This is a genomic window from Chromohalobacter marismortui, assembly GCF_004364315.1.
In the GTDB taxonomy this organism is placed as follows: domain Bacteria; phylum Pseudomonadota; class Gammaproteobacteria; order Pseudomonadales; family Halomonadaceae; genus Chromohalobacter; species Chromohalobacter marismortui.
This window is the reverse complement of sequence record NZ_SOBR01000003.1, coordinates 305470-319986: the sequence shown is the minus strand read 5'-3', so window position 1 is coordinate 319986 and position 14517 is coordinate 305470. Positions and strand designations below refer to the sequence as shown.

Here is a 14517-nt window from a genome sequence, read left to right as displayed (position 1 = left end):
ATCCCATTGCCGTGATGCATGCGATATGCTTACGTGCGTCATGCCCGGCATGATGAGTAACGTAGCGTTGATCTTGAATAATGTATGTCAACAGAGTAAGAGGAATACGTGATGAGTGCCATGCACGACCGTAGAGTTCTCCAGGTTCGCCGCTGGATAGTCGGTCTGATCATCGCCGTCACCACCACTATGCTGGCGGGATGCGGGACCGTGTTCTATCCCGAGCGCAAGGGGCAGCCCAGCGGGCGTATCGATCCTGCCGTGGCCATCGCCGATGGTGTGGGCCTGCTTTTTTATATCATCCCCGGCGTCATTGCGTATGCCATCGACTTTTCCAATGGCACGATCTACCTGCCGAGTCGCGATAATGCCCAGGTAGATACGCTGCATTTCGAGGACGAATTGGATACGCAAAGGCTCGAATCAATGCTTGCTGAACGTACCAGGATGCCGGTGAGCCTGAACGATGAATTGGTGCGCGTCGAGCGGGTCGCTTCTCGAGAGCAAGCACTGGCACTGGTGCGCATGTCTGGGGTGTATGATGGTGAGCGTCTTGCCGACATGCAGGTTTCGGATGGCTGACGCATAGTGCGAATTGCCTCACATGACTTTGATGAGTGTCATGCTACGAGGCAATTCGCGTTTGGCATGAGAAAAACCAGACACGTAAAGACGAATATCAAACTGTGCTCAAAAAGACTCTCACGCATACTGAAACCTCGATTCAGACGTGGGAAGTCTACAATGACATCACAATACAAAGCCTCTCGATTCATGGCACTACCTGAGCGTCCGACGCCAGCCTATCGCTTGAGCGGCATGTGCTTGCCGGCACCTTTGTCGGTGGGGGAGCTGGAAACGTTCAGTGCCATCAGCCGACAGATATCACCGTTGAGAAAGCGCCAAACGCTGTTTGCGCAAGGCGAAGCGTTGAAAAGTCTGTATATCGTACGCTGTGGAAGCTTGAAGCAAGTTTATCGCGACATCACCGATGAAGCGCACATTACCCAGTTTTATTTACCGGGTGAGGTGGTGGGCCTTGATGCTATCAGTACCGGTTTTCATCCGGGGACGACACAGGCGTTGGAAACGACATCCGTCTGCGAAATTTTGCCTGAAGCCCTCGAAGAGTTTTCTCGCAAAGAGGCGGCTGAGAAGGGCGGTAATGGGTGCTTTCTACGCGTGATGAGCCGTGCGCTGCATCAAGAGCGCATGATGGTACGCTTGTTGCTCAACCGAACCTCGGATGTGCGCCTGGCAAGCTTCCTGCTTGCCTTGTCGACGCGGTTCAGGCAACAAGGATACTCACCGTTCTGCTTTCGTCTGTCCATGTCGCGAAGCGATATAGGCAATTATCTGGGGTTGGCGGTCGAAACGGTGAGTCGGCTGTTGGGACGTTTTCAGGACTTGGGACTGCTGACCGCCAAGGGACGAGAAATCAGGGTCGACGACCTGGACGGGCTCATGGCGTTGGCGGATGGGCGCGCGCGCCAATCTATCTGGCATGCCGGCATCGTCCCCCCGAGTTCATGTCGTCTCGCCGGTATGCCGGCACATTGAGACAACGCCCATGGGCGACACGATGTTGGCGTTCTAGGCGTGATCGGTTGAACTGCGAGGCGGGGAGGGCGCCGAGTATTCTATGTTGACTGGTGCCCGGAGCCGGACTTGAACCGGCACGGTGTTACCACCGAGAGATTTTAAGTCTCTTGCGTCTACCAATTTCGCCATCCGGGCTAACGGATACGGAAGGGGAACACCGCAGAAGAAATGGAGGCTGGAGTCGGAATCGAACCGGCGTACACGGAGTTGCAGTCCGCTGCATAACCACTCTGCCATCCAGCCTTGTTGAACGCACTTAAAAGCGGTCAACGTTCGAGCTTGAAGCGGGAAACGAGATTTGACCGGGCTGGCGTTCCAGCTCGCGACCCTCGTTGGCCGTTCCAATGCTATCAAGTTCTGGAGCGGGAAACGAGATTCGAACTCGCGACCCTCGCCTTGGCAAGGCGATGCTCTACCACTGAGCTATTCCCGCTGAACTCGAGGACGTATTATAGAGATAAGTCTGTGAATGTCAAACGTTTATGTGCCTCGGCCACGTAACAATAACGCTTACATGGAACGCGTCAATTCAGGCCAGGCTGCTCGCAGGTACTGAAACATCGACCACAGCGTCAACGCGGCGGCGACATAAAGCAGGACGACGCCCAGATTGGCAATCATCGTGCCAGGCGCGAAGCCGAGCAACAGCAAAAGTGACACCATCTGCAAGGTGGTCTTGAGCTTCCCGATCCAGGAGACGGCGACGCTGCCGCGCTTGCCGAGTTCCGCCATCCACTCGCGCAACGCCGAGATGACAATTTCGCGGCCGATGATGACCAGCGCCGGCAGCGTCAGCCACACGGCGTCGAAGCGCTCGATCAATAGCGCCAGCGCGACAACGACCATGAGTTTGTCTGCTACCGGGTCGAGAAAGGCACCGAAAGGCGTACTCTGATCCCAGCGGCGAGCCAGGTAACCGTCGAGCCAGTCGGTCACGGCGGCGAAGCCGAACAACCCCGCACACAGGAGAAGACTCCATGCGTAGGGGAGGTAGAAGGCAATCACCAGCAAGGGAATGAACACGATGCGAGCAAGCGTCAATAGATTGGGGATGTTCATCGAGCGACGTAGGTCCTGACTGGTGAATGAGATCGTCTTGCCATTCTATCTTTCCGCTCATGACTCATCCATGCAAGGCCTGATGAATGGTCGTGGCCATCTGGGCGCTGATGCCAGGCACACGTGCCAGTTCATCGCGGCTGGCCTGACGCACGCCCTGGAGTCCGCCGAAGAAGCGTAACAGCTCTCGGCGACGTTTGGGGCCGACACCCGGGATGTCCTGCAAGGTCGAGGTGCGGCGCTGTTTGTCGCGTTGCTGGCGATGTCCGGTAATGGCGAAACGATGTGCTTCGTCGCGGATATGCTGGATCAGGTGCAGCCCGGGGGAGGCACTGTCGAGCGACAGGGCATTGTCGACGGTCTCCAGGAACAATGTCTCGAGGCCGGGCTTGCGGGTCGTGCCTTTGGCGACGCCGAGCAAACGAGTGCTCACGATGCCGACGTCCTCGAGCACCTCGCGTGCCATATTGAGCTGCCCCTTGCCGCCATCGACGATAAGCACGTCGGGCAGCTTGCTGGCGTCTTGCATTAGACGTTTATAGCGACGTGTCAGCGCTTGTCGCATGGCCGCGTAATCGTCGCCCGCCGCGACGCCGTCGATATTGAAACGTCGGTAATCGGACTTGACCGGTCCGTCCTGATCGAACACCACGCACGAGGCGACAGTCGCTTCACCATGGCTATGACTGATATCGAAGCACTCCAGGCGTGTCGGTGTTTCCTGCATGTCGAGCGCTTCGCGCAAGGCGTCGAAGCGTTTGGCCAGCTGCGAACGATTGGCCAATTGGCTGGTGAGGTGCTGTTCGGCGTTGGTGCTGGCCAGACGCAGCCATTGGGCGCGGTGGCTGCGTACCTGATGTGCCACGCGGATACGCTTGCCGCTGCGCTCGGAGAGCGCGGCCTGGATGACGTTGGCATCATGCAGCGGCAGGGACGTGATGATCTCGCTGGGAATGTCGCGATCGTGGCCCAGATAATAATGGCTGATGAAGGCGCCGAGCAGTTCTTCTGCCGTGAGATCCAGGCCATTTTGCGGCATATGGTGGCGTGCCCCGAGCATGCGTCCACCGCGTACGCTCAACGTGCTGATACAGACGCCGCCTGGACGTTCGGCGAGCGCGAAGATATCGGCATCGCCGTCGCCCGTATCGACGATCTGACGCTCCTGCAGGCGGCGCAACTGCTGAATCTGATCGCGAAGACGCCCTGCTTCCTCGAAGTCCAGGGCCTGGCTGGCGGCTTCCATGTCCTGCGTGAGCTGTGCGGTCACCTGCTCACTGCGCCCCTCCAGGGCCATGATGGCGTGCTCGATATCGCGCTGGTATTCCTCGCGGCCGATGTAGTCGACACAGGGCGCGCTGCAGCGCTGGATCTGATACTGAAGACACGGCCGGGTACGATGAGCGAAGACACTATCTTCACAATTGCGGATGCGAAATATCTTCTGCACCAGCGAAAGGCTCTCGCGGACGGCGGTCGAGCTGGGGAAGGGGCCGAGGTAGCGGCCATCACTGCGTTTCTGCCGCGCCCGCTTGAATTCGAGTGCGGGATAGGGGTGCCGATCCGAGACGAAGATGAAGGGGTATGATTTATCATCACGCAGAAGAATGTTGTACGGCGGGCGCTGCTCCTTGATGAGCGTCTGCTCGAGCAACAAGGCTTCGGTTTCGGTGCGTGTGATGGTGACTTGGATGTCATCGATGCGGCCGACCAGGGCCTGGGTCTTGGCGTTGAGTGCGCCTCGGAAATAGCTGGCAAGGCGCGTCTTGAGACGCTTGGCCTTGCCCACGTACAAGACGTCGCCGTTCGTATCCAGCATCCGGTAGACCCCGGGTGACTCGGAAACGGTCTTGAGGAAATGCTTGGCATCGAAGCTCATGGGCGCGGGGCATTCGTTGAATCGATCATGCTCGCTAGTGTATCAAAGGGCGAGGGGGGCGAGGACCTGCATTCGAGGCATCGGTGATACCGCTTGTCAGGAGGCCTCATAGCCATCGATCAGGCCGAAACGCAATCCCAAGTGCGTCAGCTCGACATCCGACTGTACGTTGAGCTTCTCGAAAATGCGGTAGCGGTATGTATTGACGGTCTTGGGACTCAGAAAAAGTCGATCGGAAATATCGCTGACCTTCTGACAGTTGACGATCATCATCGCCACTTGCAATTCACGATGCGAGAGCTGATCGAAAGGGTTGCCCTGCGTCCCCATCTTGGAAAGTACCACCTTCTGGGCGATATCCGGGCTGATGTAGCGCTGCCCGCCGAAGATGGCGCGGATGGCGCGCACCATTTCATCGAGTTCCGTGCCCTTGCTGATGAATCCGGCGGCGCCGGCGTCCATGAGGCGCTGGGCAAACGCTTCTTCGAGGAATGCCGTCACGATCACGATCTTGATGTCCGACATGCCGCGCATGATCTTGCGCGTGGCTTCAAGCCCGCCGATACCGGGCATGCGTATGTCCATCAAGACAATATCGGGGCGCAGCTCGCGTGCCATGTTGACGGCTTCTTCGCCATCGACGGCCTCGGCGATAACCTGCAAACCGTCCTCGGAATCGAGCATTCGGGCAATGCTGTACGAACTAGATGGTGATCATCAGCGACAAGAACCTTGATCAAGGGAACTCCTGCAATCAATCGCCGGTTAACGGTAGTGTTCATCATGGTCTGTGGCAAGGCCATTATGTAGCGCGTCAGCGCAATGCGCCATATGTCGACTGTGCGACGTTCATGATCAACCTAACAGTAATCATGGCATTATGCTGCCGTCGGTTTTGCACTTTCGTGCGTTATCCAGTCGCGACGCGTCACCGCTGGGTGGCAAGATGCGCACCTTGACATGCCGGCACCGTGGCCGTAATATACGCAGCGTTCTAGGGCAATGGCGCGGATGTCTGCCCCTGGAATATCGACACCTGAAGCAAAAACAAGGTATCGACGTGGGGCCTTAGCTCAGTTGGGAGAGCGCAACACTGGCAGTGTTGAGGTCAGCGGTTCGAACCCGCTAGGCTCCACCAATTCCGCACGAATATTCAACCGCCGACGTTCTCCGTCGGCGGTTTTGTGTGTGCCATGCTCCCTGTCCCTATCGGCCGAAGGTGGCGTCTCTCAAGGGCTGGCGGGACCGCTAGCGCCGCATTCCAGACACCGGTATAGCAAACCGTCCTCGGCACGGCGCTCTTCGAAGGCTTGAAGACGCTCATCGCCGACGATCGTCTCGCTGATACTGCATGCCGGACATTCGATGGTACGTTCGTTGTCGCGTTGTTCGATGAGAAACATGTCGTTCTCCTGCCGTAGTCTCGAGGCTATGAAAGGCATATCTGCCGTCCGCTGACGGCCAGGCTCGAAGCCTGTGAGCACGGGGCTCGTAAAGAGAAACGTCGGTGTTTGGCAGCGCTGCGTCAACGTAGACCTTGGCGACGCCCGGGTAGTAAAAAATCAACGTTCGCAGGATCTTGGACATGCTTTGGCGAAAGACACCGTCGTCAAGCGGGACCTCGGGCAGGCCGAGGCCGAGGTAGTGACGTTACAGGAAAGGGGGCTACCGGTGTGTGGCGCAGCAAGCGCGCTTTATTCGTTTGCTAGACAAGGACGATGATGCCGCCTGGGCGGCATCGTTTCTTGCGGTGGACGTGGATATCGGTCAGTTATTCATCGACCTTGCCGAGCAGCAGGAACTCGATCAACGCCTTCTGGGCATGCAGGCGATTACCGGCTTCTTGCCATACCACGGCGCGCGGGTCGTCGAGCAGTGTCGTGCTGATTTCTTCGCCGCGATGTGCGGGTAGGCAATGTAGAAACAACGCGCTATCGGCGGCGCAATCGAGCAATGCCTCGGTGACCTGAAAGCCGGTGAAATCCCGTTCGCGCTTGGCCTGCTCCTCTTCCTGGCCCATCGAGGCCCAGACGTCCGTGGTGACCAGCTCTGCGCCTTGTACGGCTTGCTGCGGGTCGTGAAGGATTTCCACCCGGTCGCCGGCGGCGGCCACCAGGTCGCCATCCGGCTCGTACCCGGGCGGGCAGCATACGCGTAGTCGGAAATCGAATTGCCGCGCGGCATTGATCCACGAATGACACATGTTGTTGCCGTCACCGATCCAGACCGCCGTCTTGCCCTTCACCGACCCGCGGCATTCAGTCCAGGTCATGACATCGGCCAGTAGTTGGCAAGGGTGATAGTCGTCGGTCAGCGCGTTGATCACCGGGACCCGGCTGGCGGCGGCATATTCTTCGAGTCCGGCATGCGAGAAGGTGCGGATCATGACGATATCCACCATCTCGGCGAGTACGCGGGCGGTATCGCCGATCGGTTCGCCGCGTCCGAGTTGCGTATCGCGCGGCGAGAGGAAGAGCGCGTGGCCGCCGAAATGCGCCATGGCGGTTTCGAAGGAGACGCGCGTGCGCGTCGACGATTTCTCGAAGAACATCGCCAGCGTGCGATTAGTGAAGGGCGTGTAGGTCGGCCCTTGCGCATTGAGACGGTTCTTGATCGTGATCGCGCGCTGAATGAGGTGACTAAGCTCCTCGGGTGACAGATCCAGCAAGGTCAAGAAGTGGCGTGTGGCCATGGCGACGCTCCTTTCATATATGTTTCACGGCATATCAGGGCAACGACGCCCACCGACGAAAGCGCATGAGCGTGACATCAAGACGCGCTCCGAGGCGCGGCTTTGTGCAACGCTTGGCCTTGCAAGGGCGACATAGGGCCGTGCGGAAAGCCGTCCATCCTAGCCAGGCTGCCAAGAAGGCGCAATGTCGGCGTCAAGAGGGCTGTTTTCGGCGCCCGCCATCAGTAGAATGGACCTACATTCACCCGACGTATTGCGGCGGTGACCGCCAATGGCAAGCCGCCCGCGTGAGGACACTGAGATGAGCACGACTCTCGAGAACATCCAGCAGCAAATCGGCGAAAACACGATTCTGCTCTACATGAAAGGCACGCCCCAACTGCCGCAGTGCGGCTTTTCCGCTCAGGCAGTACAGGCGGTGATGGCGTGCGGTGAGCGCTTCGCCTTCGTCAACATTCTCGACAATCCGGACATCCGCGCCGAATTGCCCAAATACGCCAACTGGCCGACGTTCCCGCAGCTTTGGGTCAACGGCGAGCTGGTCGGTGGCTGCGACATCATCGTCGAAATGCATGAAAGCGGTGAGTTGGAGAAACTGATCAAGGAAGCCGCAGCCAACGCCGAAACCGAACAGCAGTGAGGCGTTAGCCAGACGTGCTTTCCCTGAAAGCGCGCAGGGTGCATCGCACGGCCCCGTCGATGAAGATCGCCGGGGCTTTGCGTTTGCAGGGCGTCGGGGTGATGGCGTACCGCGTCAGTTCTCGTCCATGCCTTGTTCCTTCTGGGCCAGTGCCCAGCCGCCGAGATCCTTGTAGCGGTTGACCATGGCACAGAACAGTTCGGCGGTGCGTTCGGTATCGTAACGGGCCGAATGCGCCGAGGCGTTGTCGAACTCGATGCCCGCCGCGCGACAAGCGCGTGCCAGTACGGTCTGACCGTAGATCAAACCGCCGAGCGTGGCGGTATCGAAACACGAAAACGGATGAAAAGGGTTGCGCTTGATGCCATTGCGCTCGACGGCGGCATTCAGGAAGCCTTGATCGAAAGCGGCGTTATGGCCGACCAGAACGGCACGGGTGCATTGGTTGGCCTTGATGGCCTTGCGCACCGGTTTGAATATTTCACCCAGGGCGTCGTGCTCATCCAGCGCCACCTGCTGGCGTAGTGGGCTGTCGAGATCGATGCCGGTGAAATCCAGCGCGGCCTGCTCGATATTGGCCCCTTCGAAGGGCTTGATATGGAAGGCGTGCGTGGCATCGGGCATCAGGTTGCCCAGCTCGTCCATGGTGAGCGTCACCGCCGCGACCTCGAGCAGGGCGTCTCGTTGAGCATTGAAGCCGCCGGTTTCCAGATCGACGACGACAGGGAGAAAGCCTCGAAAACGTTGAGCCATTAAATCGCGTGCCTGGCCGTCGCCCATGCTTTTGCTCCCATCCCGATGCAGTCTCGATTGCGTCGCCATACCCTGCTGGAGGCGACAAAGTGGCGTCGAGTGTAGCATTTTCGCCCTTCGACGTCCCGTCGCTCGGTGTTCGTCGGCCTTGCTCGGCGCTATAATCGGGTGACGTTTTTGCTGTGTTCGCGCAGTCGAACCATTCGATCCATATCCATCTTTTCAGGAGTCCCGCATGTCCGATGTGAACAAGGTCGTCCTCGCCTATTCCGGCGGCTTGGATACGTCCGTCATCGTCAAGTGGTTGCAGGAAACCTACGATTGCGAGGTGGTGACCTTCACCGCCGACATCGGTCAGGGCGAAGAGGTCGAGCCGGCACGCGCCAAGGCACAGGCCTTGGGCGTCAAGGAAATTTACATCGAGGACCTGCGCGAAGAGTTCGTGCGTGATTATGTCTACCCGATGTTCCGCGCCAACACGATCTACGAAGGTGAATACCTGCTAGGGACCTCCATTGCGCGGCCGTTGATCGCCAAGCGGCTGATCGAGATCGCCAACGAAACCGGCGCCGATGCCATTTCTCACGGCGCCACCGGCAAGGGCAATGACCAGGTACGCTTCGAACTCGGCGCCTATGCATTGAAGCCCGGCGTCCAGGTGATTGCCCCGTGGCGTGAGTGGGACCTCAACTCCCGCGAGAAGTTGATGGATTATTGCGAGCAGCACGATATTCCGGTCGACTTCTCCAAGAGCAAGAAGAAATCGCCATACTCCATGGATGCCAACTTGCTGCATATTTCATACGAAGGCGGCATTCTCGAGGATCCCTGGGCGGAAGCCGAAGAGGACATGTGGCGCTGGAGCGTGTCACCGGAGGCTGCGCCGGAGACGCCGACCTATATCGAGCTGACCTTCGAACAAGGCGATATCGTCGCCATCGATGGCGAGTCGCTCAAGCCTCATGAGGTGCTTTCCAAGCTCAACAAACTGGGTGGCGACAACGGTGTCGGGCGTCTGGATATCGTCGAGAACCGCTATGTAGGCATGAAATCGCGCGGCTGCTACGAAACACCGGGCGGCACCATCATGCTACGTGCCCATCGCGCGATCGAGTCGCTGACGCTTGACCGTGAAGCGGCGCACCTCAAGGACGAGCTGATGCCCAAGTACGCCGAGGTGATCTACAACGGCTACTGGTGGAGCCCGGAACGCAAGATGCTGCAGGCGGCCATCGACGAAACCCAGGGGAACGTCAACGGCGTGGTGCGCATGAAACTGTACAAGGGCAGTGCCACCGTGGTCGGGCGCAAGTCCGCGGAGTCACTGTTCGATGCTTCCATCGCCACCTTCGAGGACGATGCAGGCGCTTACGATCAGAAAGATGCCGAGGGCTTCATCAAGCTCAATGCCTTGCGTTTACGCATCGCGGCGGCCAAAGGCCGCAAGGCGAACTGATCCGCATTCACTCGCGTCGAACGCCTCCCGGTCGGGCGGCGTGGCACGCATGGCCAGCGCGCAGGAGGCTTCATGCTGAAACGACTCATCGATGGCTTGTTCCGTGGCGGTAATGTCAATGACGAGGAAATACCGGCCACCGACTACGAAGGCTACCTGATCACGCCGGACCCGCAGGATGCCGGTGGTCAGTACCGTGTCAGCGGCTGGATTCGCAAGCCCGTCGAGGGCGGCGAAACGCGTGAGCATCGCTTCGAGCGCTCGGATATCGTGTCCAACCGTGAGGATTGCATCCAGCTCACGCTGCGCAAGGCTCAGCGCTTTATCGACGATCTCGGCGATGACATGTTCGAGGAGCGCTGAACGCGCCTGGCGATCGCGCACACGGCCGCCAACGCCACTATCTTTGGAGCCACGGCCTCTGAAATAGTGGCGTTTTTATTCCCGTGACGCCTGGGCACGCGAACCGGGAACTCTTGCCGCGTAGAGCGAGACCACCCTTTTATCATCCCGATGGAGCCGCGCATGATTACCGTGCATCACCTCGACAATTCCCGCTCGCTGCGCATCGTCTGGCTGCTGGAAGCACTGCAGCAGCCCTATGAACTGGTGACGCACCATCGCGATCCGCAGACACTGCTGGCGCCGGAGAGTCTCAAGCGTCTTCATCCACTGGGCAAGGCGCCGTTGATCGTCGACGAAGGCCTGACCGTGGCCGAGTCGGGAGCGATCATCGATTACCTGACCGAGCGTTACGATGATGGCCGTCTGGCGCCGCCGATGAGCACGCCCGCGCATCGCGACTATCGCTATTGGCTGCATTATGCCGAAGGATCGGCCATGCCGCCGCTGGTGATGCACCTGGTCTTTTCACGCCTTGGAAAGCCGCCGGTGCCGGCGTTATTGCGCCCCGTGGCGGGCAAATTGGGCCAGGGCGTGCAAGCCAAGTTTCTGGATCCCGAGATCGAGCGGCATCTGGCTTTCTGGGCGTCCACGCTCGGTGAGCATGCCTGGTTTGCCGGCGCCGACTTCACGGCGGCGGATATTCAGATGAGTTTCCCCGTATTGGCGGTCGAATCACGACGTGGCATCGGTGATTTTCCCGCCATTGGCGACTGGTTGGCGCGGATACGTGCACGATCGGACTACCAGCGTGCCGTGGCGCAGACCGGTGAATTGAACCTGAGTGCGACACGCTAGAGGAGCGATCATGACGAGTCACTGGTGGGGCAAAGGGCTGGCATTGGGGCTGTTGGCGCTGCCGATCATCGCCAACGCCCAAGCCCCAGAGAGAGCGCACGACGCGGGAAATGGCAGTGCCACCGGCGTGATGGCCTGCGATATCCTGCAGGATAAGATCGAAGCCAAGATTCGTGCCAATGGCGTCGAGGACTTCCAGCTCGATATCATCTCAAGCGATAGGGTCGTCGAAGGGCGCGTTCGCGAAGGCGACCCTTTGGCGGAAGGCGATATCGTGGGCAGCTGTGATGCTGGCACGCGCAAGGTGATTTACCGTCGTGGCGCCCAGGGAAGTGGCGCCATGTCGTCCTCGGATGCCGCGCTGCCACCTCGGGATGGGAGCAGCGAGCCGGGTGGGGGCGACACATCGCCTGCCGGACAGGCCCCGTCGTCCTAGCTGCCGATGCCACTTTCCGGTCATTGCCGCGGTTGGCTACCATGGGGGTTTTTCAGCAGGAGTCCGCCGTGAAGGCTTTATTGCTTTCCGCCTACGCGGCCGTTAGCCATCGGCACTGGGCGGATGGGCTGCAGCAACAGTTCCCTGAGATCGACTGGCGGCGGTTGGAGCTGCCTGCGCGGCATTTTCCCTGGCGTATTCGCGGTAACCCCCTGACCTGGCTGGGCCAGGAGAGTGGCTGTCTCCAGGAAGACTATGAGGTGATCGTCGCCACCTCGATGGTCGATCTGGCGACCTTGGTGGGTCTATATCCCTCGCTGGCGAAGGCGCACAAGGTCGTGTACTTCCATGAGAATCAATTCGCTTATCCGCTGCCCAAGGGCCAGCGCGTCCGCGCCGAGCCGCTGATGGTCAATCTCTACGCGGCGCTGGCGGCGGATGTGGTGGTCTTCAACAGTGCTTACAATCGCGACAGCCTATTGTGTGGGGCGCGCGACTTTCTCAAGCGCATGCCGGAGCGTCTGCCCCTCGACGCCGTGCTGTCACGCGTCGCCGAGAAGGCCGTGGTGCTTCCCGTGCCCTTGTCGGAAGAAACGCCAAAGCCTGCGCGCTCGGGGAGGCGCATTCTGTGGAATCATCGCTGGGAGTATGACAAGAATCCTGAGGCCTTTTTTACCGCGTTGCAGGCATTGGCGAGCCAAGGTATCGATTTCGAGGTGGCGGTGATGGGACAGCAGTTCCGCGATCAACCGCCGGTCTTCGAGGCGGCACGGGCCTGGTTGGGCGAGCGCGTCGTGTGCTGGGGCGAGCAGCCCGACGATGTCTACCAAGAGACGCTCGACAGCGCCGACATCGTGGTATCTACGACCGATCATGAGTTCCAGGGGCTGGCGGTCATGGAGGCGGTGACCCATGGCTGCATACCGCTGGTGCCGGACCGCCTGTGCTTTCCCGAATATTACGCGTCGGCGTACCGTTACACGGGGGACCAGGCGTCCCTGGAGACCACCTTGGCGCAATGGCTGACGGATCCTGCATCACGTCCGCCACTGCCCGACGCGTGCGCCTGGCAGTGGCCGGCGTGGCGTGAGGCCTATCGTAAGGTACTTATGGGGGGAGAGTAGGCAAGAACGCCTGTAGACGTCTTCAACTGATCTCTGTCTTGTCCTTGTACTCGCACAGGTCTTCGATCACGCAGCTTCCGCAGCGTGGCTTGCGGGCCACGCAGGTGTAGCGCCCGTGCAGAATCAGCCAATGATGCGCATCGTGCAGAAATTCCTTGGGGACATGGCGCATCAGCTTTTGCTCGACCTCCAGCACGTTCTTGCCGGGCGCGATGCGTGTGCGGTTGGCGACCCGGAAGATATGCGTATCCACCGCCATGGTCGGCTGCCCGAAAGCGGTGTTGAGAATCACGTTGGCGGTCTTGCGACCGACGCCGGGCAGCGCTTCCAGTGCCTCACGCGTGTCGGGTACCTCACCACCGTGACGTTCGAGCAGCAGGTGACAGGTTTTCATCAGGTTATCGGCCTTGCTGTTGTACAGGCCGATGGTCTTGATCTTGTCCTTGAGCCCCTCGATGCCCAGCTCCAGAATGCCCTGTGGGGTATTGGCCACGGGAAACAGGCGCGCGGTGGCCTTGTTGACGCCGACATCCGTGGCCTGGGCGGACAGCAGTACCGCCGTCAGCAGCTCGAAAGGCGTCTCCCAATGCAGCTCTGTCGTCGGCGTGGGGGTGTGAGCGCGCAGGCGCGAAAAGATCTCGTAGCGTTTTTGAGCGTTCATGGGCGAATCACGACGATGAGGGGGAATCGAAGGCGGCGCGAGCGGCATCGAGCATGCGCTGGGCGTCGTCGACCTGGCCATGCGCGGCCTCGAGACTGGCGGCATCGCCATGGCGCTGGGCATGCGTGACTTGTTGGCGAGCCTTGCGCAATGACTGCTCGGCGGCTTTGACGGCCATGCGCCGATGATGCGTGGCAGAGGTGTCGGCGCGCGGTGTCTGGGCGTTGCCGAGTTGCCGGTCGACGTCCGCCAGGCGCGAGGTCAACGTCTCGGCGCGATCATCGAGCGCCTGGCGTGCCTCGGCGTCCAGGTCGTCGCGCTGGCGTTGACGTTCCACTCGCTTGAGTCCGGCGACCAGCGTGGCACGCGTCGCCTTGAGGGCCGTGCTATCCACACTAGAGGCATCACCCTGTTGCGTCGATTGCGCAGGGGCAGCCTCGTGCTTGGACATGGCCGACACGCTGGCCTGGCGGCGTTCGCGTTTGCGGCGTTTTTCCTCGGCCTGGCGGGCGAGACGCTGCTGGCGTGCCTCATAGCGTTGGCGACCCAGTTCGGCTCGTTTGGCCAAGTAGGCGTCTTGCTGGGCTTGGGTTTCTGCCGCGACCCATTCGGGATGCGGCAGGATATCGATGCAGTCGACCGGGCAGGGCGCCACACAGAGTTCGCAGCCGGTGCACTCTCCGGCGATGACGGTATGCATCTGCTTGGCGGCGCCGAGGATGGCGTCCACCGGGCAGGCCTGGATGCACTTGGTGCAGCCGATGCACTCTGCCTCGCGAATATACGCCACCTTGGGCGACTCGGCGGGCTGCGCCAGAGGTTGTGGCGTCTGGCCGGTCAACTCGGCCAGGCGCACCACAGTTGCCTCGCCGCCGGGCGGGCACTTGTTGATCGCCTCGCCGGCGGCAATGCCTTCGGCATAGGGGCGACAGCCGGGATGCCCGCACTTGCCGCATTGCGTCTGCGGCAGTTCGGCGTCGAGGGTCTCGATGAGCGCGGCGTTAGCGGACACCTT

15 protein-coding genes, 4 tRNA genes and 1 pseudogene are annotated in these 14517 nt (G+C 60.2%); 9 read left to right on the top strand and 11 right to left on the bottom strand.

Features of this window, described 5'->3' with window-relative positions:
- Window positions 1-111: 111 nt before the first annotated feature.
- Both C8E00_RS08085 and C8E00_RS08080 read left to right on the top strand, forming a co-directional pair.
- Window positions 112-582, top strand: coding sequence for a hypothetical protein (locus C8E00_RS08085; protein ID WP_133696698.1), 471 nt, complete (start codon window positions 112-114; stop codon window positions 580-582).
- Between the two features lie 162 nt (window positions 583-744).
- Complete coding sequence (locus C8E00_RS08080; protein WP_208291899.1) at window positions 745-1560, top strand: helix-turn-helix domain-containing protein; 816 nt, start codon at window positions 745-747, stop codon at window positions 1558-1560.
- A gap of 90 nt (window positions 1561-1650) precedes the next feature.
- On the opposite strand, the gene C8E00_RS08075 is transcribed toward C8E00_RS08080, so the two are convergent.
- From C8E00_RS08075 to uvrY, 6 genes and pseudogenes are all read right to left on the bottom strand, one after another.
- Window positions 1651-1737 (bottom strand) — tRNA-Leu (locus tag C8E00_RS08075).
- Between the two features lie 34 nt (window positions 1738-1771).
- Window positions 1772-1845 (bottom strand) — tRNA-Cys (locus C8E00_RS08070).
- A 115-nt stretch (window positions 1846-1960) separates the two neighbouring features.
- A tRNA-Gly gene (locus C8E00_RS08065) sits at window positions 1961-2035 on the bottom strand.
- 77 nt (window positions 2036-2112) lie between these two features.
- Window positions 2113-2661: a CDP-diacylglycerol--glycerol-3-phosphate 3-phosphatidyltransferase gene (gene pgsA, locus C8E00_RS08060; RefSeq protein ID WP_133696695.1), complete on the bottom strand. Its 549-nt coding sequence runs from the start codon at window positions 2659-2661 to the stop codon at window positions 2113-2115.
- Window positions 2662-2725: 64 nt separating this feature from the next.
- A complete protein-coding gene (gene uvrC / locus C8E00_RS08055; RefSeq protein WP_133696693.1) occupies window positions 2726-4540 on the bottom strand; it encodes an excinuclease ABC subunit UvrC in 1815 nt (604 codons plus the stop codon).
- A gap of 96 nt (window positions 4541-4636) precedes the next feature.
- A pseudogene (gene uvrY / locus C8E00_RS08050) lies at window positions 4637-5280 on the bottom strand (UvrY/SirA/GacA family response regulator transcription factor).
- Window positions 5281-5602: 322 nt separating this feature from the next.
- Here uvrY and C8E00_RS08045 point away from each other — a divergent pair.
- A tRNA-Ala gene (locus tag C8E00_RS08045) sits at window positions 5603-5678 on the top strand.
- Window positions 5679-5769: 91 nt separating this feature from the next.
- Here C8E00_RS08045 and C8E00_RS16605 read toward each other — a convergent pair.
- Together C8E00_RS16605 and argF are read right to left on the bottom strand one after the other, a co-directional pair.
- Window positions 5770-5943, bottom strand: a complete 174-nt coding sequence (locus C8E00_RS16605) for a hypothetical protein (RefSeq protein ID WP_166638278.1) — start codon at window positions 5941-5943, stop codon at window positions 5770-5772.
- A gap of 368 nt (window positions 5944-6311) precedes the next feature.
- The gene (gene argF, locus C8E00_RS08040) at window positions 6312-7232 is read right to left on the bottom strand and encodes an ornithine carbamoyltransferase (RefSeq protein ID WP_133696691.1); all 921 of its coding nucleotides are present in this window, start codon (window positions 7230-7232) and stop codon (window positions 6312-6314) included.
- A 301-nt stretch (window positions 7233-7533) separates the two neighbouring features.
- Between argF and grxD the strand changes: the two genes are divergently transcribed.
- Window positions 7534-7872, top strand: a complete 339-nt coding sequence (gene grxD, locus C8E00_RS08035) for a Grx4 family monothiol glutaredoxin (protein ID WP_133696688.1) — start codon at window positions 7534-7536, stop codon at window positions 7870-7872.
- 114 nt (window positions 7873-7986) lie between these two features.
- Here grxD and rnt read toward each other — a convergent pair whose 3' ends face one another.
- The gene (gene rnt / locus C8E00_RS08030) at window positions 7987-8652 is read right to left on the bottom strand and encodes a ribonuclease T (RefSeq protein ID WP_133696686.1); all 666 of its coding nucleotides are present in this window, start codon (window positions 8650-8652) and stop codon (window positions 7987-7989) included.
- A 208-nt stretch (window positions 8653-8860) separates the two neighbouring features.
- Here rnt and C8E00_RS08025 point away from each other — a divergent pair, with 208 nt between their 5' ends.
- From C8E00_RS08025 to C8E00_RS08005, 5 genes are all read left to right on the top strand, one after another.
- Window positions 8861-10081 carry an argininosuccinate synthase gene (locus tag C8E00_RS08025; protein WP_133696684.1) on the top strand — a complete coding sequence of 407 codons (1221 nt, stop codon included), beginning with the start codon at window positions 8861-8863 and terminating at the stop codon, window positions 10079-10081.
- Between the two features lie 72 nt (window positions 10082-10153).
- Window positions 10154-10444, top strand: a complete 291-nt coding sequence (locus C8E00_RS08020) for an HlyU family transcriptional regulator (protein WP_133696681.1) — start codon at window positions 10154-10156, stop codon at window positions 10442-10444.
- A 162-nt stretch (window positions 10445-10606) separates the two neighbouring features.
- Entirely contained in the window at window positions 10607-11281 is a 675-nt protein-coding gene (locus tag C8E00_RS08015) for a glutathione S-transferase (protein ID WP_133696679.1), read from the top strand.
- Window positions 11282-11291: 10 nt separating this feature from the next.
- Complete coding sequence (locus C8E00_RS08010) at window positions 11292-11717, top strand: DUF1161 domain-containing protein (protein ID WP_133696676.1); 426 nt, start codon at window positions 11292-11294, stop codon at window positions 11715-11717.
- Between the two features lie 68 nt (window positions 11718-11785).
- On the top strand, window positions 11786-12841 hold the full coding sequence (locus C8E00_RS08005; RefSeq protein ID WP_133696674.1) for a tRNA-queuosine alpha-mannosyltransferase domain-containing protein: 1056 nt from the start codon (window positions 11786-11788) through the stop codon (window positions 12839-12841).
- Between the two features lie 22 nt (window positions 12842-12863).
- Here C8E00_RS08005 and nth read toward each other — a convergent pair whose 3' ends face one another.
- Both nth and rsxB read right to left on the bottom strand, forming a co-directional pair.
- A complete protein-coding gene (gene nth / locus C8E00_RS08000; RefSeq protein WP_133696671.1) occupies window positions 12864-13502 on the bottom strand; it encodes an endonuclease III in 639 nt (212 codons plus the stop codon).
- A 7-nt stretch (window positions 13503-13509) separates the two neighbouring features.
- Window positions 13510-14514, bottom strand: coding sequence for an electron transport complex subunit RsxB (gene rsxB, locus C8E00_RS07995; protein ID WP_133696669.1), 1005 nt, complete (start codon window positions 14512-14514; stop codon window positions 13510-13512).
- Window positions 14515-14517 lie beyond the last annotated feature (3 nt).